Annotated in this window: 16 protein-coding genes and 2 pseudogenes; 15 read left to right on the plus strand and 3 right to left on the minus strand. The window is 72.0% G+C overall.

What is annotated here, in order from left to right; genetic code table 11:
• The first annotated feature begins 287 nt into the window (after positions 1-287).
• The 4 genes and pseudogenes from JQN83_RS20815 to JQN83_RS20830 all read left to right on the plus strand — a co-directional run.
• Positions 288-1,121 carry a siderophore-interacting protein gene (locus JQN83_RS20815; RefSeq protein WP_208568820.1) on the plus strand — a complete coding sequence of 278 codons (834 nt, stop codon included), beginning with the start codon at positions 288-290 and terminating at the stop codon, positions 1,119-1,121.
• Between the two features lie 195 nt (positions 1,122-1,316).
• Positions 1,317-2,959 (plus strand): annotated as a pseudogene (locus JQN83_RS20820) (BCCT family transporter).
• Between the two features lie 86 nt (positions 2,960-3,045).
• On the plus strand, positions 3,046-4,920 hold the full coding sequence (gene dnaG / locus JQN83_RS20825) for a DNA primase (protein ID WP_208568821.1): 1,875 nt from the start codon (positions 3,046-3,048) through the stop codon (positions 4,918-4,920).
• A gap of 356 nt (positions 4,921-5,276) precedes the next feature.
• Positions 5,277-5,735 (plus strand): annotated as a pseudogene (locus tag JQN83_RS20830) (hypothetical protein); the annotation flags it as partial.
• Between the two features lie 207 nt (positions 5,736-5,942).
• Here JQN83_RS20830 and JQN83_RS20835 read toward each other — a convergent pair.
• Positions 5,943-6,188: a flavin reductase gene (locus JQN83_RS20835; protein WP_208568822.1), complete on the minus strand. Its 246-nt coding sequence runs from the start codon at positions 6,186-6,188 to the stop codon at positions 5,943-5,945.
• A gap of 304 nt (positions 6,189-6,492) precedes the next feature.
• Between JQN83_RS20835 and JQN83_RS20840 the strand changes: the two genes are divergently transcribed.
• Together JQN83_RS20840 and JQN83_RS20845 are read left to right on the plus strand one after the other, a co-directional pair.
• Positions 6,493-7,281, plus strand: coding sequence for a helix-turn-helix domain-containing protein (locus tag JQN83_RS20840; protein WP_208568823.1), 789 nt, complete (start codon positions 6,493-6,495; stop codon positions 7,279-7,281).
• Positions 7,272-7,463, plus strand: a complete 192-nt coding sequence (locus JQN83_RS20845) for a DUF397 domain-containing protein (protein ID WP_208568824.1) — start codon at positions 7,272-7,274, stop codon at positions 7,461-7,463. Before JQN83_RS20840 ends, JQN83_RS20845 begins: the two co-directional genes overlap by 10 nt.
• A gap of 296 nt (positions 7,464-7,759) precedes the next feature.
• Here the strand turns inward: JQN83_RS20845 and JQN83_RS20850 are convergent, their stop codons facing one another.
• On the minus strand, positions 7,760-8,074 hold the full coding sequence (locus tag JQN83_RS20850; RefSeq protein WP_208568825.1) for a helix-turn-helix domain-containing protein: 315 nt from the start codon (positions 8,072-8,074) through the stop codon (positions 7,760-7,762).
• Complete coding sequence (locus tag JQN83_RS20855; protein ID WP_208568826.1) at positions 8,074-8,406, minus strand: type II toxin-antitoxin system RelE/ParE family toxin; 333 nt, start codon at positions 8,404-8,406, stop codon at positions 8,074-8,076. The genes JQN83_RS20850 and JQN83_RS20855 overlap by 1 nt, the downstream gene beginning before the upstream one ends.
• Positions 8,407-8,633: 227 nt before the next feature.
• Here JQN83_RS20855 and JQN83_RS20860 point away from each other — a divergent pair, with 227 nt between their 5' ends.
• From JQN83_RS20860 to JQN83_RS20900, 9 genes are all read left to right on the plus strand, one after another.
• Positions 8,634-9,788 carry a YihY/virulence factor BrkB family protein gene (locus JQN83_RS20860; RefSeq protein ID WP_244252904.1) on the plus strand — a complete coding sequence of 385 codons (1,155 nt, stop codon included), beginning with the start codon at positions 8,634-8,636 and terminating at the stop codon, positions 9,786-9,788.
• 467 nt (positions 9,789-10,255) lie between these two features.
• Entirely contained in the window at positions 10,256-11,434 is a 1,179-nt protein-coding gene (locus JQN83_RS20865; protein ID WP_208568827.1) for an ROK family transcriptional regulator, read from the plus strand.
• 235 nt (positions 11,435-11,669) lie between these two features.
• On the plus strand, positions 11,670-13,256 hold the full coding sequence (locus JQN83_RS20870) for a sugar ABC transporter ATP-binding protein (protein ID WP_244252905.1): 1,587 nt from the start codon (positions 11,670-11,672) through the stop codon (positions 13,254-13,256).
• Between the two features lie 31 nt (positions 13,257-13,287).
• A complete protein-coding gene (locus JQN83_RS20875) occupies positions 13,288-14,409 on the plus strand; it encodes an ABC transporter permease (RefSeq protein ID WP_208568828.1) in 1,122 nt (373 codons plus the stop codon).
• Positions 14,410-14,520: 111 nt separating this feature from the next.
• Complete coding sequence (locus JQN83_RS20880) at positions 14,521-15,576, plus strand: substrate-binding domain-containing protein (RefSeq protein WP_208568829.1); 1,056 nt, start codon at positions 14,521-14,523, stop codon at positions 15,574-15,576.
• A 53-nt stretch (positions 15,577-15,629) separates the two neighbouring features.
• Positions 15,630-16,805, plus strand: coding sequence for a Gfo/Idh/MocA family protein (locus tag JQN83_RS20885; RefSeq protein ID WP_208568943.1), 1,176 nt, complete (start codon positions 15,630-15,632; stop codon positions 16,803-16,805).
• 469 nt (positions 16,806-17,274) lie between these two features.
• The gene (locus tag JQN83_RS20890; protein ID WP_208568830.1) at positions 17,275-18,423 is read left to right on the plus strand and encodes an inositol-3-phosphate synthase; all 1,149 of its coding nucleotides are present in this window, start codon (positions 17,275-17,277) and stop codon (positions 18,421-18,423) included.
• A complete protein-coding gene (locus JQN83_RS20895) occupies positions 18,420-19,397 on the plus strand; it encodes an SCO3242 family prenyltransferase (protein WP_208568831.1) in 978 nt (325 codons plus the stop codon). Before JQN83_RS20890 ends, JQN83_RS20895 begins: the two co-directional genes overlap by 4 nt.
• Entirely contained in the window at positions 19,394-20,386 is a 993-nt protein-coding gene (locus tag JQN83_RS20900; protein WP_208568832.1) for a sugar phosphate isomerase/epimerase family protein, read from the plus strand. Before JQN83_RS20895 ends, JQN83_RS20900 begins: the two co-directional genes overlap by 4 nt.
• Positions 20,387-20,410: the final 24 nt, after the last annotated feature.

Genomic DNA, 20,410 nt, shown 5'->3' on the forward strand with positions numbered 1-20,410 from the left:
CTCGACGAAGTCGCCCACGAACTCAACACCCGACCCCGCGAAACACTCGACTGGAACACACCAGCCCAACGCCTCGCACAACTCATCGTCCCCTAACGATTGCACTCACCCCTTGACCCCGCCTCGCTGGATTGACGCAAACCTCTTGATCGCCGGAGAGGGTGACGCAAACCTCTTGATCACCGGGGCGGGCCGGGGCGGGGCGGAGGGGTGGGGGTGGGCGGGGAGCGGGGGCGGAGGAGGGGGGTGGGGGGAGAGGGTGGGGGAGTTAGGGTAGCCTTAGTTTTATGGCGGAGCGCTCCAAGATGGTTACTGCGGCGCGGGTGGTGCGGGTCGGACGGCCCACCCCGCACCTGGTCCGGCTCGTTCTCGGTGGGGAGGAGTTGGTCGGGCTGCCGGTGGGAGAGTTCACCGACCACTACGTCAAGCTGGTCTTTCCGCCCGAGGGGGTGGACCTGCCGAGGCCGCTGGACCTGACGGCGATCAAGCGGGAGCTGCCCCGGGAGCAGTGGCCCCGGCTGCGCGCGTACACCGTGCGGGCCTGGGACGCGGCGGCCGGTGAGTTGACCATCGACGTGGTGCACCACGGCGACGAGGGGTTGGCCGGTCCGTGGGCGGCCCGGCTGCGGCCCGGCGACGAGGTGCTGTTCACCGGCCCCGGCGGGGCGTACGCGCCGGACCCGACGGCGGACTGGCACCTGCTGGTGGGTGACGAGAGTGCCCTGCCGGCGATCGGCGCCGCGTTGGAGCGGCTGCCCGAGGGTGCCCCGGCGGTCGTCCTGGTCGAGATCGCCGACCCGGCCGACGAGCAGTCGTTGCCCAGCCCCGGCGCGGTGGCGTTGACCTGGCTGCACCGGGCCGGCCGACCGGTCGGCGAGGCCCTGGTCGCGGCGGTACGGGAGCTGGAGTTCCCGCCCGGCCGGGTGCACGCCTTCGTGCACGGCGAGGCCACGTTCGTCAAGGAGCTGCGCCGGCTGCTGCGGGTCGAGCGGTCGGTGCCCCGGGAAGCGCTGTCGATCTCCGGCTACTGGCGACGCGGCATGGACGACGAGGGCTGGCGCTCCACCAAGCCGGACTGGAACCGTCAGGTGGAGGCCGAGGAAGCCGAAGTTCTGACCTGAGCACCGCCAGGTGAGGGCCGAGGAGGCCGAAGTCCTTACCTGAGCACCGCCAGGTGGGGGCCGAGGGGGCCGAAGTCCTGACCTGAGCCAGGTGGAGGCCGAGAGGGCCGAAGTCCTGGCCTGAGCACCGCCCACGGGTCGTGGGAATGGGCGCAATCGCCTGCTGTCGGGGTCACCGGGCGGGACGATGTGACCATGGCTGAGCGGGCGCGGGACGTGGATGCGCGGGCGGGTGGCAGGCCCGACCCGGTGGTGCTCACCCTGGGCGTCGGCGGGGTGCTGGCGGTCGTTCTCTGGGGGTGTCCGCGCGCGGTTCGCTGGCCGACTTCGGCGAGTCCGGGCTGGCCTGGGTGATCGGCACCTTCGGCTGGTTCTTCGTCGTCGCGGCGGACGCCTTCCTGGTGCTCGCGGTGGTCATTGCGGCCTCCCGCTACGGCCGGATCCGGCTGGGCGCCGACGACGACCAGCCGGAGTTCGACACGCTGGCCTGGGTCGCCATGATGTTCAGCGCGGGGATGGGCATCGGTCTGGTCTTCTTCGCGGTGGCCGAGCCGATCCAGCACTACGCCACCCCGCCGCCGGCCACCGGCGTCGGGGCACAGACCCCGGGTGCCGCCGCAGCGGCCATGCAGTACACGCTCTTCCACTGGACGCTGCACCCGTGGGCGATCTACGCCGTCACCGCGCTGGCGCTGGCGTACTCGACGTTCCGCAAGGGGCGGGACAACCGGATCTCGGCCGCGTTCCACCCGCTGCTCGGCGCGCGGGCCGACGGGGTGGCCGGTCGGGCCATCGACCTGCTCGCCGTGTTCGCCACGGTCTTCGGTTCGGCCACCAGCCTCGGCCTCGGCGCGCTCCAGGTGGCCGCCGGTCTGGACCTGGTGGCCGGCGTACCGGACACCCGGTCGGTGGAACTGACCGTGATCGGCGCGCTGACCCTGGCCTTCGTCGTCTCGGCCTTCTCCGGCCTGCACCGGGGGGTCAAGTGGCTGTCCACCACCAACGTCCTGCTGGCCGTGGCGCTGATGGTCTTCGTGTTCGTGGTGGGGCCGACGATCTACACGCTGGAGGTGCTGCCCGCATCGGTCGGTGACTACCTCAGCAGCCTGGTGTTCATGTCCACCCGTACCGGCGCGTTCTCCGACCCGGCGTGGCTCGGGTCCTGGACGATCTTCTACTGGGCCTGGTGGATCTCCTGGGCGCCGTTCGTCGGCACCTTCATCGCGCGGATCTCACGCGGGCGGACCGTGCGTCAGTTCCTGGTCGGGGTACTGCTGGTGCCCAGCGGGGCCAGCGCGATCTGGTTCGCGATCATGGGCGGCAGCGCCCTGCGTACCCAGGCCAGCGGCACCCGCGATCTGGTGGCGGACGTCGGGGCGGGCAGTGAGCAGGCGCTGTTCGGGCTGCTGGACGCGCTCCCGCTGGGGACCGTCACCAGTGTGCTGGCCATGGTGCTCATCGCGCTCTACTTCGTGACCAGCGCCGACTCGGCGTCGCTGGTGCTGGGGGCGCTCACGTCGGGCGGCGCACTGCGCCCGCACCGCGTACTCGTGGTGCTCTGGGGGGTGCTGATCGGGGCGGTCGCCGCCGCGCTGCTGCTCGCCGGGGGCCTGGCCGCCCTGCAACAGGCGACCATCATGGTGGCGCTGCCGTTCGTGGTGGTGATGCTCGGGCTCGCCGTGGCGCTGCTGCGTGACATGGCCCGGGACCCGGCGGTCAACCCGCACCCGGACCGGGGACGCCGGTCCGGCCTGTCCGCCGCCGTGCGGGCCGCCCGGTCGTACGACGAGGAGAACCCACCCCCGGTCACCCACTGGCTGCACCGTCCTCCCCGCTGAGCCGGGCGTTCGCCAGCCGCCCGTCCCCCGCCCGACGGATCGTCGGTCCGGCAGGGCAGGATGGAGGGCCGAGGGGGTGGCACCGCATGGCTGGGCGGATCAGGGACGAGGACATCGCGTTGGTCCGCGAGCGTGCCTCCATCGCCGAGGTGATCTCGGACACGGTGACCCTGAAGTCGGCCGGTGGCGGCAACCTCAAGGGCCTGTGCCCGTTCCACGACGAGAAGAGCCCGTCGTTCAACGTCTCACCGGCCCGTAACGTCTTCTACTGCTTCGGTTGCGGCGTCGGTGGCGACGCGATCAAGTTCCTGATGGACGCCGAGCATCTCACCTTCGTCGAGTCCGTCGAGCGGCTCGCCGACCGGGTCGGCATCCAGCTGCGCTACGTCGAGGGTGACCAGGCCGCGCCCCGGGCCCGTCCGCAGCAGGGGCAGAAGCAGCGGCTGGTGGCCGCGCACGCCGCCGCCGTGGAGTTCTATCAGGCGCAGCTCACCACGGCCGGCGCCCGCCCGGCCCGGGAGTTCCTGGCCCGGCGCGGTTTCGACCGGGCCGCCGCGCAGCGGTACGGGTGCGGTTTCGCCCCGGACGCCTGGGACCTGCTCACCAAGCACCTGCGTCAGCAGGGGTTCACCCATGACGAGCTGGTGACCGGCGGGTTGTCCCGGCCGTCGCGCTCGGGCACCCTGATCGACCGGTTCCGTCGCCGGCTGATGTGGCCGATCCGCGACATCGCCGGTGATGTGATCGGCTTCGGGGCGCGGAAACTCTTCGACGACGACGACGGCCCGAAATACCTCAACACCCCCGAGACGCCGATCTATAAGAAGTCGCACGTGCTCTACGGCATCGACCAGGCCAAACGGGAGATCGCCAAGCAGGGCCGGGTGGTCGTCGTCGAGGGTTACACCGACGTGATGGCCTGCCACCTGGCCGGGGTCCCGACCGCCGTGGCGACCTGCGGCACCGCCTTCGGCGCCGACCACATCGGCGTGCTGCGCCGGCTGCTGCTCGACACCGACGCGGTGGCCGGTGAGGTGATCTTCACCTTCGACGGGGACGCCGCCGGGCAGAAGGCCGCGCTGCGTGCCTTCGAGGACGACCAGCGCTTCGTCGGGCGTACCTTCATCGCGGTCAGCCCGGACAACATGGACCCGTGCGACCTGCGGTTGGCAAAGGGTGACCTGGCGATCCGTGACCTGGTGGCCCGCCGCGAGCCGCTCGTCGACTTCGCCCTCCGGCACGTGATCAACCGCTACGACCTGGACACGGTGGACGGCCGGGTCGAGGCGATGCGCCGGGCCGCGCCCCTGGTTGCCAAGATCAAGGATCGGGAGAAACGTCCCGAGTACGTCCGCAAGCTCGCCGGTGACCTCGGCATGGAGATCGAGCCGGTGCAGCGGGCGGTGCTGGCCGCCGCCAACTCCCCGGGTGAACGGGAGGCTGCCGCCCCGCCCCGGGGTCGGACCCGTCCGGCCGTGCCCGCCGTGGACAGCCCGGAGTCGATGGTCGAGCGGGAGGCGTTGAAGCTCGCCCTCCAGGTGCCGGTCCTCGCCGGCCCGATGTTCGACGCCGTCGAGGCCGCCGAGTACCGGCACCCGGTGCACGTCGCGGTCCGTACGGCGATCGCGGCGGCCGGCGGGGTGGCGGTGGCGGCCGGCGGCGCGGTGTGGATCGGTGCCGTGCGGGACGCCTGCGAGGACCTGGCCGCCCAGGCGCTCGTCGGTGAGCTGGCGGTGGAGCCGCTGCGGATCGACGGCGAACCCGATCCGAGGTACGTCTCCAGCACCCTCGCCCAGTTGCAGTGGGGCTCGGTGACCGCCCGGATCAGGGACCTGAAGTCCAAGATCCAGCGGATCAACCCGGTCAACCAGAAGGACGAGTATTTCGCCCTCTTCGGGGAACTGCTCTCGCTGGAACAGCATGCGCGGGCCCTACGCGAGCAGGCCGCGGGAGGACTCTGATGGGACTGTTCGGCCGCAAGCCCAAGCTGCCCGCCGCCGCCCGCCCCGCCCTGACCGCCGGGGAACGGGTGCTGGCCTGGGCCGCCGCTGGCAACGGCGCCAGCAACGACGCACCGCCCACCGACGATGTGCCTGCCGGCCCGTCGGCTGTCGCCGGCCCGCCGCCCGCCGACGATGTGCCTGCCGCTGACGGTGCGTCTGTCACTGCCGGCCCGTCGGCTGCCACCGGCCCGCCGCCCGCCGACGATGTGCCTGCCGCTGACGGTGCGTCTTCCGTTGACGGAGGGTCCGCCGTCGCCGGCCCGTCGGCTGTCGCCGGCCCGTCGGTCGTTGGCGGTGCGTCGGCTGTCGGCGGTGCGTCGGCCGGTACCGGTTCCGGTGGCGGCGGGGTGCTGGTGGCGACCAACCTCGGGCTCTGGCTGCCCGGTCGGGCGGAGCGGCTGGGCTGGCACGACATCCTCAAGGCCGTCTGGTCCGAGCGGGAGCTGACCGTCACGGTGGCGGAGACGATCGACGAGCGGGACGGTTACCTGGTGGTCGCCGACGGTCCCGTCGAGACGTACCTGCTGCTCGATCCGGGGGACCTGCCGCACCAGGTGCGGGCGCGGGTGACCCGCTCGGTGGCGTACACCCAGCAGCACCCGGTGCCCGACGGCTCGGGGCGGATCGCGGCCCGGCGGGTGGCCGGGGCGGACGGTCTGACCTGGACGGTCCGCTACGAACCCGGCACCCCGGTCGACGCCGACGGGGTCCGCGCCGAGACCGACCAACTGGTCGCCGCCGCCCGCGCCGCCACCGCCCCGGCCGACCTCTGACTCTCGGCGGGTACGTCTCGCAACTCCGGCCAGGTCGCGTGGTCGCCGCGAGGCGGATGCCGCCATCTCGGCCCCGTTGAGTCGATCATGGTCGCGGGGGGCCGGGGTCGGCGGTGCGGTTCGAGCCCGGCGCGGCGAGATCGTGGTGACCGGCCAGACCGACCGATACCGACCGAGGCCGAGCCAGGCGGACCGATACCGACCGGGTCAGCGGGTTCTTGCCCAGGTCACAAAGCGTGCGGTCAGGTCGGGTGGGGCGACACCGTCGTGCAGGGTGGCGAGATCGCTCATCGCCTCGCCCAACAGGGTGCCCAGATAGAACAGCAGGGCGGTGCGATCCTCGCGGTACTCGCCGAGCAGCGCCAACCGGGCCGGCGAGCACGGCCAGGCCGCCCCGCACACCCGGCAACGCCAGGAGGGGCGGGCCGCGACATGTGGGCGGTACCGGGGCATCAGCGCACCCCTGGCCGGCCGCTGCGGGGGTGGGGGTGACGCGGGAATCCGCAGCGGAGCCGGCTGGTCTGGCGCATGGTCGAGCCTCCGTCACTGGTGGAGGGGAGCGCCCGCCGACGACACCGACGGACGCTCCCGGCCTGGTTCCGCCCACCGTCCGATCCCGGGAGCGGTCCCGCTGGGTGACAGTCTGTTGATGATCCGACTACGGTGGGAGGTTCGACCTGCCGACGGCCCAGGCGTGGACCGGTCGACCCGGAATGGTACGAGGATGTACGGAGGCTGTCTGGTGGAACGTTCGTCCATGCTGGACCACTTCGCGGAGGAGTTGCGGCTCGTGCGGGCCGCCAACGGCATGTCCCAGGCGACGCTGGCCGAGGCGCTGAGCTATTCGGGCGCGCTGGTGGCCAAGGTGGAGACCTGCGAACGCCGGCCGAGCCTGGACTTCGCGCGCCGCTGCGACACGGTGTTCACCACCGACGGCCGCTTCGAGCGCATCCAGAAACGGATCAGCCGGGAAACCGTGGTGCCGTGGGCCCGGGACTGGACGGCAGTGGAGGCGGAGGCGCGGGCGTTCCGCTGGTTCGAGCCGCTCTATGTGCCCGGTCTGCTCCAGACCGAAGAATATGCCCGCGCCATTCTGGTCGGTGCCGGGCTATTCGGTGCCGACGAAATCGAACAGCAGGTGGCTACGCGAATCGAACGCCAGATCGTGCTCACCCGGGACCGGCCGCCGCTGCTCACTGCCGTCATCGACGAGTACGTGTTGCGCCGCCGGGTCGGTGAGCCGCAGGTGATGTGCGAGCAGTTGCAGCATCTGGTGAAGCTCGGCACGACTCTGCCGAGGGTCCGAATCCAGGTCGTGCCGCTCTCCGCCGGTGCCTACCCCGGCCTTGACGGCCCCTTGGTGATTGCCACCGCGCCCACCGGCGAGGACGTCGTCTACCTGGAGGGGCAGCGTCACGGGCAGGTGGTCGACCGCACCGACTACCTGCGCGAGGTGGTCGAGGTATGGGAGTCGATCCGCGGTGCGACACTTTCGCAGCAGCAGTCCATCGAGTTGATATCGGAGGTGGCGGAAACATGGATCTGAGCGACGCCCGGTGGCGCAAGAGCACCCGCAGCAACGGTGGCGGCGGTGCCTGTGTCGAGGTGGCCGATAACCTGGCTGGCGTGGTGGTCGTGCGTGATTCCAAGGATCCGGGCGGGCCGGTGCTGGCCTTCGAGCCGCAGGCATGGTGCGCGTTCGTGGCACGGGTGGGCGGCCGGCCATGACGGCGGAGACTCGTGGCGCTGCGTTCTCCGAGCAGGGCCACCACCCCGGGTTCCCCTCGGGGCCGCCGTCCTTGTGGAGATTTGTTGTCGCTCCAGCGACAATAAATCTCCACAATCCTGCGGAAACCCCTGCCCTCAGCCCGCAGCGCCCAGGCTCCTGTCCGCCAGGGTGAGTTGAGGCCAGCGATGCAGAGCAAGTCCCTGCTACTTGGCGGAACGCCCCCGGGGACGTGACCGGTGCATCGCTTTCGACGGTGGGGAAGGTTGCCCCGGAGTCTCGCCAGAAGACTCAAGGGCTATGCGGTTATGAACTCGACCGCACCGTGGGTGATTTTGATGTCGAAGCTCATGCCGGTCCCTTTGGAGAGCTTCGCCAAGGTGGCGATGGAGGGGGGCTGGTCGCCGGACTCCAAGCGAGCAATGACGGACTGGGTCATGCCCACCATGCGCGCCAGGGCAGTCTGGGTGAGACCGTTGTCTTCGCGGTACTTCACGATGCGGAGAGCCACGTCGCGGGCGAATGCTGTCCGGTCCCACTCGGCGCGGAACGCCGGATCCTTGCGGCGTTCGTCGATGACTTGCTGCGAGGTTTTCAGGTCGGAGAGCTTCATCACGCGTCCTCTATGTCTTTGATCCTCTGTTCTGCGGCTGGCACTGCTCGGTTGAATCTTCGCTGGTTGACGCTGGCTTCAGGGTCGATTGCTCCGACGATGAACGCGGCGCCGGCCTGTCCGTAGATGGCTCGCCATTGGCTGCGTCCACCACGTGGGCGCAGTTCCCGTAGGCCGTTCGCAGTCTTGATGGAGCTTGAGTGGGGGTAGCCGAGGTTCACGCCCTGGCTTTCCAACTTCTCGACCACGTGACCGATTGCTGCTTGTTTGGTGGTGGGGAGGGCGTGAAGCTCGGTTTCGGCCTCAGGGTGGTAGAAGACTGGCCAGGACACTTGCTGACTATAGCAAACTTGCGATGTTGAAACAGGTTGCGCACAGATCAACGCGGCTGGGTTCGATCCCATGATCATGAACCCTCGCCGGAGCGGCTGGTCGAGGGCCCCTGTCTGGGATTGGTCGTCGTCTGCCGGGGAGGTGACGGGTCTGTGCTGCCGGTTTAGTCCGCGGGGTCGGTGGGGCATGTCGGAGGGCGACACCCGCAGATCCCCGAGGAGGGGCGATGGCCTCCGACGAGACCCACGCCGACCGCGACGACGCGGCCACCGTGACCGCAGCCCGGCGTGACCGGGACCGGTCGGGTGACCGAACGGCCGGTGACCGCCCGTCGGGCGAGCGCGTGTCCGGCGAGTCCGTGGCCGATGACCGACGGCGAGGTGACCGGCGGGACGCGGACCTCCGTACCCGGCCGGTGGGTCCCGACGACGGCCCGGACAGCCCCGCCGACCTGCACCGGGCGGACTGGAAGGCGGCGCTCAAGCGCACCGGGCGGGAGTTCCAGGAGGACAGCCTGACCGACTGGGCCGCCGCGCTGACCTACTACGGGGTGCTGTCGATCTTCCCCGGGATGCTGGTGCTGATCTCGATCCTCGGTCTGCTCGGCGAGCGGGCCACCAGCGGGGTCCGGGACACGGTCGGCCAGGTGGTGCCGGAGGAGAACATCCGGACCATCATCGAGACCGCGATCGACCAGGCCGGCCAGTCCGGTGGGCTGGCCAGCGTCGCCGCGATCATCGGTCTGGTCGCCGCCTTCTGGTCGGCCTCCGGCTACGTGGGCGCGTTCATGCGCGCCTCGAACAGCATCTACGACGTGCCGGAGGGGCGGCCGGTGTGGAAGACCCTGCCCATCCGGCTCGGGGTGACCGCCCTGGTGGGGGTGCTGCTGCTCGCCGCCGCGGTGATCGTGGTCTTCACCGGCGGCCTCGCCGAGCAGGTCGGCAACGCCATCGGGCTCGGCTCCACGGCGCTGACGGTGTGGAACATCGCCAAGTGGCCGGTGCTGCTGGTGCTGGTCAGCCTGATGTTCGCGATCCTCTACTGGGCGTCGCCGAACGCCCGGCACGGCGGGTTCCGCTGGGTCAGCCCGGGTGGCGTGCTGGCGGTGCTGCTCTGGCTGCTCGTCTCCGGCCTGTTCGCCCTGTACGTGAGCAACTTCGGGTCCTACAACAAGACCTACGGCGCGCTGGCCGGCGTGATCATCTTCCTGGTCTGGCTCTGGCTGAGCAACATCGCGATCCTGCTCGGTGCGGAGTTCGACGCCGAGCTGGAGCGGGGCCGGGCCATCTCCGCCGGCCACGACCCCGACGAGGAGCCGTACGTCGAGCTGCGCGACGACCGCAAGCTGCGTAAGAAGCGCAACGCCGCCCCCGGCCGCTGACCCACCGGCGACCCCACGCCGCCCCGCCTGCCCCACGCCGCCCCGCCTGCGTCGCCACCCGCGCCGGCCGCGCCCTGCCCCGCCCACCCGCGCCGGCCGCGCCCCGCCCCGCCTGCCCTGCACCGCCCCGCCCACCCGCGTCTGCCGCGCCCCGCCCCGCCTGCCCCGCCCCGCCGCGTCTTCGTGGCGGGGCGGCCACTTGTCACGGTCGGCCTGATCCGGTAGTGCTTCGGCCGCGCGGAGCGGGGCCGGTGTGCGAGGGTCACCCGGTGGTGGTTGCAGGTCGTTGCGGATGTTTCTCAGTCTGTCAACCTTTTCTTGATCCACTAGTAGCTTTTGTTCTTTCGGACAAAAGTTGCCGGCGGAACGACTGAAGGTATGGACATGCGCCTCGGAACTCTCCTACTGTGTCGACCACAACACATCGGCGTGACGTCAATGTGAACCCTGAGACGGAGGTGAGTCCCGTGCGGGCGGCAGATCCCCTGCATGTGCAGCTGTTGCGGCTGCTCCGCGACGAGGGGCCCGCGTCCCGGGCAGAGCTGGGCGACCGGTTGCAGATGCCCCGTCCCCGGCTCCTCGCCGAGTTGGAGCGCCTGGTCGGGCTGGGCCTGGTGGCCGAGGCCGGACTGGCCGCCTCCCGCGGCGGTCGTCGCTCCACCCTGGTCGAGCTGAACCCCGACCTCCGGTTCGCCGCCGTGGACATGGGCGCCAGCTCGATCGACGTCGAGGTGGTCAACGGGCGGCTGGAGCCGGTCGCCGCGTACGCCGAGGTCGCCGACATCCGCTCCGGCCCGAAGGCCATCCTGCACCGGGTCAACGACCTGCTGCACAAGGCCCGGGTGGACGGGGCGTACGAGCGGCTCAACGGCGTCGGCGTCGGGGTCCCCGGGCCGGTGAGCTTCCGCGACGGGTTGCCGGTGTCGCCGCCGATCATGCCCGGCTGGGACCGCTACCCCGTGCGTGAGCTGCTCAGCCGGGAGCACGGCTGCCCGGCGGTGGTCGACAACGACGTCAACATCATGGCGATCGGGGAGCGGCACGGGGGGGTGGCGCACTCGGTCGACGACTTCCTCTTCATCAAGATCGGCACCGGAATAGGGTGTGGGATCTACCTCAGCGGCGACGTCTACCGGGGCACCGACGGGTGCGCGGGGGACATCGGGCACATCCAGGTCGACGCCGGGGGGCCGACCTGCTCCTGCGGCAACGCCGGTTGCCTGGAGGCGCTCTTCAGCGGAGCGGCCCTGGCCCGGGAGGCCGGCGTCGCCGCGCGTACCGGCGCCTCGCCCGCGCTGGCCGAGCGGCTCGCCGCCCGGGGTGCCGTCTCCGCCCGCGACGTCGCCGAGGCGGCGATCGAGGGGGACGTCACCTGCATCCAGCTGATCCGCGACGGGGGTCGCCGGGTCGGGCAGGTGCTGGCCGGGCTGGTCAGCTTCACCAACCCGTCGATGATCGTCATCGGCGGCGGGCTGGCCCACCTCGGGCACATCCTGCTCGCCGAGATCCGCAGCGTGGTCTACCGCCGATCGCTGCCGCTGGCCACCGGCAACCTGCCGGTCGTCCTGTCCGAGCTGGGACCGCGCGCCGGAGTGGCCGGCGCGGCCGTCCTCGCCAGCGACGTCGCCTTCGGGGAGGCATCGTGAGCGCGAGGAGTGAGCCGGTTTTGCGAGCCCCGCAGTCGCGAACGAAGGAGACGCGGGTGAGCGCGAGGAGTGAGCCGGTTTTGCGAGCCCCGCAGTCGCGAACGAAGGAGACGCGGGTGAGCGCGAGGAGTGAGCCGGTTTTGCGAGCCCCGCAGTCGCGAACGAGGCAGACGCGGGTGAGCGCGAGGAGTGAGCCGGTTTTGCGAGCCCCGCAGTCGCGAACGGAGGACGCGCGATGAGTACCGAACCGACCGCCGCCGGGGACAAGGCCCCGCTGGTCGAGGCGCCCGCCGACACCGTCGCCGGTGAGGTGGTGCTCCGGCTGACCGACGTGGTCAAGACCTTCCCCGGGGTACGCGCCCTCGACGGCGTGCAGTTGGAGGTGCGGGCCGGTGAGGTGCACTGCCTGCTCGGGCAGAACGGCGCCGGCAAGTCGACCCTGATCAAGGTGCTCGCCGGGGTGCACCGGCCGGACTCCGGCCAGGTGCAGTGGCGCGGTGAGCCGGTGCACTTCGCCAACCCGCAGGCCGCCATGCGCGCCGGCATCGCCACCATCTACCAGGAACTCGACCTGGTCGAGGACCTCTCGGTCGCGGAGAACGCCTTCCTCGGCCACGAGCCCAAGGTCGCCGGGTTCGTCCGGCGCGGCCACATGGCCCGGCGTACCCGGGAGATCCTGAGCCGGCTCGGCCACGGCGAGATCCCGCCCGGCCGGATGGTGCGCGCGCTGCCGGCCGCCGGCAAGCAGGTGGTCAGCATGGCCCGCGCGCTGTCCCACGAGGCCCGACTGATCATCATGGACGAGCCGAGCGCGGTGCTGGCCCACGACGAGGTCGACAACCTGTTCCGGATCATCCGGGAACTCACCGCCCAGGGCATCGCGGTCATCTACATCTCGCACCGGATGGAGGAGATCCGCGAGATCGGCGACCGGGTCACCGTACTGAAGGACGGCCGGACCACGGCGGCGAACCTGCCGGCCCGCGACACCCCGACCCGCGACCTGGTCGCCCGGATGACCGGCCGGAACATCGAGTACGTCTTCCCGGACCGCCCGACCGCGCCGACCGCCGGTGACGAGCTGCTGCGGGTCGAGGGGCTGAGCCGCACCGGTGAGTTCGCCGACGTCTCGCTCAGCGTCCGTCCCGGTGAGATCGTCGGCATCGCCGGCCTGGTCGGCTCCGGGCGCTCGGAGCTGCTGGAGACGATCTACGGGGCCCGCCGCGCCGAGTCCGGCACCATCCGGATGGGCGGCCGGATCCTGCGACCGGGCAGCGTCGGCGCGGCGGTACGGGCCGGCATGGGCATGGCCCCGGAGGAGCGGAAGAGCCAGGCGTTGCTGCTCGGCGAGCCGATCCACCGCAACGTCACCCTGGCGACCTTCTCCCGGTACGCCCGCCTCGGCTTCACCAACGCCGGGCGGGAGCGGGCCGAGGCGGAACGGATCGCCGACGAACTCCAGCTCCGGCCCAACGACGTGCGCCGGGCGGTACGCACCCTGTCCGGCGGCAACCAGCAGAAGGTGGTGGTCGGGCGCTGGCTGCTCGGCGACACCCGGCTGCTGCTGCTCGACGAGCCGACCCGGGGGGTGGACGTGGGGGCCCGGGCCGAGCTGTACCGGGTGATCCGTGGCCTGGCCGCCCAGGGGGTCGGCGTGCTGCTGGTCTCCAGCGAGGTACCCGAGGTGCTCGGTCTGGCCGACCGGGTGCTGGTGATGCGCGAGGGCCGGATGGTGCGCGAGGCGCCCGCCGGCGAACTGGACGAGAACACCGTGCTCGACCTCGTCATGGCGGGGTCTCTGATGGAAGGCGCGCCGGCATGAGCGAGCGCAGTGGACATAACGAGGTGACGGCATGAGTGAGTCGACCGGGACCGCGACACCGGACCGGCCGGCGGACCTGCCGGCGCAGTCCCCGCCGGTCGACCCGGCGGTGACGGCGTCGCTCAAGGAGAAGCCACGGACGGGCGGGTTGTCCTTCTGGCAGGGCGACGGGGGTGAGGGCGCGAAGCGTAACCTCGGCCTGATCGGCGTGCTGGTGGTGCTGGTCGTGATCGGCGCCGCGACCCGCTGGGATCTCTACTCCAACCCGGACTGGGTGTGGGGCAACACGCTGACCATCCTCAAGCTCGCCTCGGTGGTCGGGGTGGTCACCGTCGGGATGACCTTCGTGATCATCGGCGGTGGCATCGACCTGTCGGTCGGCGCGATCGTCGCCCTCGCCGGGGTGTGGGCGACCACGCTCGCCACCCAGAGCTACGGCGCCGGCGGCATGATCTTCACCGCGATCGTGGTCGGCACGGCGGTCGGGGTGGTCAACGGGATACTCATCTCCTACGGCCGGCTGGTGGCGTTCATCGCCACGCTGGCCATGATGGTCGCCGCCCGGGGCCTGGCCGCACAGATCTCCGGCAAGCAGACCCAGGTGTCGAACAACTCCTTCATCAACGGCATCGCCAGCACCGAGCTGTTCGGTATCCCGCTGCTGGTCTACATCCTGGCCGCCGTGGTCGCCGCCGGCTGGGTGCTGCTCAACCGGACCACCTTCGGCCGGCGTACGGTCGCCGTCGGCGGCAACCCCGAGGCGGCCCGGCTCGCCGGGATCAACGTGCGGCGGCACACCCTGCTGTTGTACGCGCTGTCCGGGCTCTGCTGCGGCATCGCCGCGATCATGCTGACCGCGCAGGCCAACTCCGCCCAGGCGGCCATGGCCAACCTGTACGAGCTGGACGCGATCGCCGCGGCCATCATCGGCGGCACGCTGCTCAGCGGCGGCCGGGGCACCATCGTCGGCTCCCTGCTCGGGGTGCTGATCTTCTCCACCATCACCAACCTCTTCGCCATCAACGGCCTGTCCACCGAGGCGCAGAACATGGTCAAGGGCGGCATCATCGTCGGCGCCGTCCTGATCCAGCAGGTGCAGTTCCGCAGCGTCACCCAGTTCCTCGGCCGCAACAAGGCCACCACCTCCGCCTGACCGGGCACGTCCCTACCCCTTCGCACCAGCGCAATTCCGGCGGCCACCGACGGTGGCCGGGATCAGCACAACCTTTTTCACCCCCACCATCCGTCATTTCAGGAGGTCGTCATGACCCAGCCCCGTGACCTGTCCCGTCGCCGGTTGCTCTTCGGCGGTGCGGCGGTCGGCGCCGGTGTGCTCCTCGCCGGTTGCACCAGCAACGAGTCCACACCGACCGCGGCGCAGACCAAGGCGGCCGACAACTCCGGTGGTGGCAACGCCGCCCCCGGCAAGAAGGTCACCATCGGCTTCTCCGCCCCCGCCGCCGACCACGGCTGGATCGCCGCCATCACCAACAACGCCAAGGCGCAGGCCGGGGCGTACTCCGACGTGGACTTCAAGACCGTCGAGGCGGGTGCGGACGCGGCTGCCCAGCGGGCCGCGCTGTCCACCCTGGTCGCCCAGAAGCCGGACGTCATCGTGGTGCTGCCGCACGACGGCAAGGAGCTCAACGCCTTCGGCCTGGAGGCGATGAAGGCCGGTATCCCGGTGGTCAACCTGGACCGTGCCTTCCCGGACGCACTGGCCTACCGGCTCCAGATCATGGGCGACAACTACGGCATGGGTGTGGCCGCCGCGAACTACATCGTGGCGCAGCTCAAGGCCAAGGGTGTCAGCGCCCCGGTCATCGGCGAGATCCCCGGCATCGACTCGCTGGAGCTGACCCAGCAGCGGTCCAAGGGTTTCGCCGACACCCTCGCCACGGCCGGCTTCAAGGTGGCCAACCGGCGGCCGGCGGAGTTCACCGCCGACTCCGGCCAGCAGGCCGCCACCGGTCTGTTCCAGGCGCTGCCCAAGATCGACGCGATCTGGAACCACGACGACGACCAGGGCATCGGTGTCCTGGCCGCCGTCAACCAGGCCAACCGCAAGGAGTTCTTCATGGTCGGCGGCGCCGGCTCGAAGAAGGCCATGGAGGACATCCAGGCCGACAACACGGTGCTCAAGGCGACCGTGACCTACAGCCCGTCGATGGCCTCCTCGGCCATCTCCCTGGCCCGCCTGATCGGCCAGGGCAAGGGCATGTCCGACCTGGTGGAACTCCAGGTGCCCAAGGAGATCGTCCTCGCCTCGGAGACGATCACCAAGGAGAACGCGAGCAACTACCTCAAGCTCGGGTTCTGATACACGGGGGGAGACCCACCTTGTCCACTCATCACCGCGAACTCCGGGTCGGCATGATCGGATACTCGTTCATGGGCGCCGCGCACTCACAGGCGTGGCGCACCGTGAACCGGGTGTACGAACTGCCTGCCCGGGTTCGGATGGCGCAGATCTGCGGCCGGGACGCCGCGAAGGTCGCCGAGGCAGCCGACCGGCTGGGCTGGGACACGCACACCACAGACTGGCGTGCCCTGGTCGCCTCGGACGACATCGACGTGGTCGACATCTGCACCCCAGGTGACAGCCACGCCGAGATCGCCCTTGCCGCGCTCGCCGCCGGCAAGCACGTGATCTGCGAGAAACCGTTGGCCAACACGGTGGAGGAGGCGCGGGCGATGACCGCTGCCGCCGCCACCGCCGGGGCCTCCGGGGTCCGGTCCATGTGCGGGTTCAACTACCGCCGGGTGCCGGCCGTCGCGCTGATGCGACAACTGGTCGCCGAAGGCCGGCTCGGCACGATCCGGCACGTCCGCGCGACGTACCTCCAGGACTGGATCGTCGATCCGCAGTTCCCCCTGGTCTGGAGGCTGCAGAAGGACAAGGCGGGCTCCGGTGCCCTCGGTGACATCGGGGCGCACATCATCGACCTGACCCAGTTCGTGACCGGCCAACGGATCACCGGGGTCAGTGCGGTGACCGAGACGTTCGTCAAGGAGCGCCCGCTGCCGGGTGCGTCGAGCGGCCTGGCCGCCGAGGTCGACGGCACCGCGACGGCGACCGGCACGGTCACCGTCGACGACGCCGCGATCTTCGTGGCCCGGCTCGACGACGGGGCACTGGCCACGTACGAGGCGACCCGGTTCGCCACGGGCCGTAAGAACGCCCTCCGGGTGGAGATCAACGGTTCGCTCGGCTCGGTGGTGTTCGACCTGGAACGCCTCAACGAGTTGGAGTTCTACGACGCCTCCCGGCCGGCGACCGAGCAGGGATTCACCCGGATCCTGGTCACCGAGGCCGAACACCCGTACATGGCGGCGTGGTGGCCGCCGGGCCACATCATCGGCTACGAGCACTCCTTCACCCACGAGATGCGCGACTTCGTCGAGGCGGTCGCCAACGGTGTCGACCCGACCCCGTCGTTCGCCGACGCGTTGCAGGTCCAGCTGGTGCTGGACGCGGTGACCCGCTCGGCGGATCTCGGTTCACGGTGGACCGACGTCGAGCCGGCCCTGGCCGCGCTCGCCGTCTGACCCAGGCACCTCCGCCGTCGACCGGCGAGGGACCGGCCGTGGTTGCGCCCCGCGGCCGGGCCGGGGTCGGCAGTGGAGGGGCGCGCACCCGGGCCACCCGGCCCGGGGACACGCGCACGATGGCCGTCCGGTGCGGCCGGACCGGGATTCCCCGGCCGCACCGGAGGGCCGCCAGCAGGAATATAGATAAGTATGATTCGGGTTCCCTGGGGAATCCGGTTCACCACCACCCATTCGTCCGGCCGAGGGCGCGCCGCCGCCGTTGGCCGGATGCGGGGAGGCAGGGCCGAGACGCCGAACCGGCCCTGCCTGCCAGCCCCGCCCGCACGCCGTGCGGGACCGGGTACGGCGTCGACGCCGCCGACGTCTACGCCGTCACCGGTGCCATCCCGCACGACCGGGCGGGCGGGGCCACCCCGCGCCCCGCCGGCACGACCGAACCGAGCACGTTCCATCCGGAAGGAGCACCATGCGTACGGGTGTCTGGCTGGTGGGAGCGCGCGGTTCCGTCGCGACCACCGGCATCGTCGGCGGGCTCGCCCTACGGGCCGGCCTCACCGCCCCCACCGGCTGCGTCACCGAACTGCCCGACCTGCGGGGACCCGCCCTGCCCCCCTTCGCCGACCTGGTCTTCGGCGGTCACGACGTGGCCACCACGCCGCTGACCAAACGGGCCGAGGCGCTCGCCGCCGCCGGGGTGCTGCCCGGCCGGCTGGCCGCCGCGCTCGCCGCCGACCTGGCCGCCGTCGAGGAGGACCTGCGGCCCGCGCCGACCGGCGGCAGCCAGGCCGACCGGGCCGCCGCGGTCACCGCCGACCTGACCGCGTTCCGCGACCGGCACCGGCTCGACCGGGTGGTGGTGGTCAACGTCTCGGCCACCGAACCGGCCCCGTCACCGCACCCCGGCCACGCCGACCCGGACGCCCTGCGGGCCGCCCTCGCCGGCGGCGACGAGGTGCTGCCGCCCAGCTCGCTGTACGCGTACGCGGCCGTCGAGGCGGGCTGCCCGTACGTCGACTTCACCCCGTCCACCGGGCTGCGCCTGCCGGCGCTCGCCGCGCTCGCCGCGCAGCGTGGCCTGCCGTACGCCGGGCATGACGGCAAGACCGGGGAGACCCTGGTCAAGTCGGTGCTCGCCCCGATGTTCGCGATGCGTCACCTCGCGGTGCGCTCCTGGTCCGGGGTCAACCTGCTCGGTGGCGGCGACGGGGCGACCCTGGCCGAGCCGGGCGCCAACGCCGCCAAGGTGGACAGCAAGCAGCGGGTCCTCGGCGAGACGCTGGGCTACGTGCCGCAGGGCGGCACCCGGATCGACTACGTCGAGGACCTCGGTGATTTCAAGACCGCCTGGGACCTGATCACCTTCGCCGGGTTCCTCGGCACCGGGATGCGGATGGAGTTCACCTGGCACGGCTGCGACTCCGCGCTGGCCGCCCCGCTGGTGCTGGACCTGGCCCGGCTCACCGCCGCCGCGCACGCCGCCGGGCGGGTCGGCCCCCTGCCCGAGCTGGCCTTCTTCTTCAAGGACCCGATCGACGCACCCACCCACTCGCTGAGCGAGCAGTGGCAGCGGCTGGTCGACTTCACCCGGGAGCTGCACGCCGGGGGTGCCGGGTGACCAGCGTGGCCGACCTGGCCGAGCTGGTCCGGGCACCGGCCGCACTGTCCGTACCGGGGGACCTGGTGGCCGGGGCGGCGGCGGCCGGGGTGCTCGGCCCGCGTACCGCCGGGCTGGCCGGCGCGTCGGTGCTGCTCTACTGGGCCGGGATGGCCGCCAACGACTGGGCCGACCGGGGGTTGGACGCCGAGGAACGCCCGGAACGGCCGATCCCGAGCGGCCGGATCACCCCGGCCGCCGCCGCCGGGGTCGCCATCGGGCTCACCGCCGCCGGCCTGGGCCTGGCCGCCGCCGTGGGCGGCCGACGGGCCACCGCCGTCGCGCTTCCGCTCGCCGCCACCATCTGGGGGTACGACCTGGTGGCCAAGAACACCGCCGCCGGTCCCGCCGTGATGGCCGCCTGCCGGGGGCTGGACGTGCTGCTCGGCGCGTCGTCCGGCCGACCGGTCCGGGCGCTGCCGGCGGCGCTGACCGTCGCCGCGCACACCTGGACGGTGACCGCCCTGTCCCGGCGTGAGGTGACCGGGGCCGACGCGGCGCTGCCCCGGCGTACCCTCGCCGGCACCGCCCTGGTCGCGCTGGCCGCCACCACCCTGCCCCGCGCCACCACCCCGACCCGTCCCGCCGGCCGGCCGTCCCCGGTGGACGATGCGCCGACGGCGACCGAGGCGCCCGGCCGTCGTACCGCACCGGGCGTCCGCACCGGTGCCGCCGGGGTCGGCCGGTCGCTCGCCGGCGCGCTGCCGGTGGCGCTGGCCGGCTGGTACGTCGCCCGGTACGGCGGCGCGCAGGCCCGGGTGGCCGCCGACCCCACCGCCGGCCGGGTCCGGGCCGCCGTCGGGGCCGGCATCACCGGGCTGCCCTCGTTGCAGGGTGCGCTCACCGCCCGCGCCGGTGCCGGGCTGGTCGGCGCGCTGGTCGCGCTCGCCGCGCCGCTGGGCGGCCGGCTGGCCCGGAAACTCTCCCCGACATGACCGCCCCGGACGCCGTTCCGCCGGCCGCTGCCGGCGCGTCCCGCCGCAGCCCGGCCCCGGACCGTCCGGCCGACGCCGCCGGCCCGCCGGCCGGCGAGGTGGACCGGCTGCGGTTCGGCTACGGCACCAACGGCTTCGCCAACCACCGGCTCGACGACGCCCTGACGGTGCTGGCCGACCTCGGCTACGAGGGGGTCGCGCTCACCCTCGACCACGACCACCTCGACCCGTACGCGCCGGGACTGGCCCGCCGGGTCGACGCCGTGGCGCACCGGCTGGCCGCGCTCGGTCTCGGCGTGGTGGTCGAGACCGGTGCCCGCTACCTGCTCGACCCGTGGCGCAAGCATGCCCCGACGTTGCTGCACGACGACCCGGCCGGCCGGATCGACTTCCTGGACCGGGCCGTCCGCGTCGGCGCGGACCTCGGTGCCGAGGCGGTCTCCTTCTGGGCCGGCATCCGACCCGGTCACGTCGCCCCCGAGGTCGCGTGGGACCGGCTGGTCGCCGGCTGCGCGACGGTGACCGCCGCCGCCGACCGGGCCGGGGTGACCCTGGGCTTCGAACCGGAGCCCGGAATGCTGGTCGAGGACATCGCCGGCTGGCGTCGGCTGCACCGGGCCCTCGGCGAGCCGGCCCGCTTCGGCATCACCCTCGACATCGGACACTGCCGCTGCCTGGAGTCGTCGACCGTGGCGGACTGTGTGCGCCAGGTCGCCGGGCACCTGGTCAACGTGCAGATCGACGACATGCGCCGGGGGGTGCACGAGCACCTGGAGTTCGGCACCGGCGAGATCGACTTCCCGCCGGTGCTGCGCGCCCTGGCCGACGCCGGCTACCGGGGACTGGTCGCCGTGGAGCTGCCCCGGCACTCGCACGCCGCACCCACCGTGGCGGCCCGGTCGCTGGACTTCCTGCGTACCGCCGCCCGGGACGCCGGCCTCGCGGCGGGCGCGGCACCCGTCCCCGCCGGCACCACCGAGGCGGACTGACCACCGCCGGACGCACACACCTGG

The sequence above is a fragment of the Micromonospora antibiotica genome (assembly GCF_017599305.1).
Lineage (GTDB): Bacteria > Actinomycetota > Actinomycetes > Mycobacteriales > Micromonosporaceae > Micromonospora > Micromonospora antibiotica.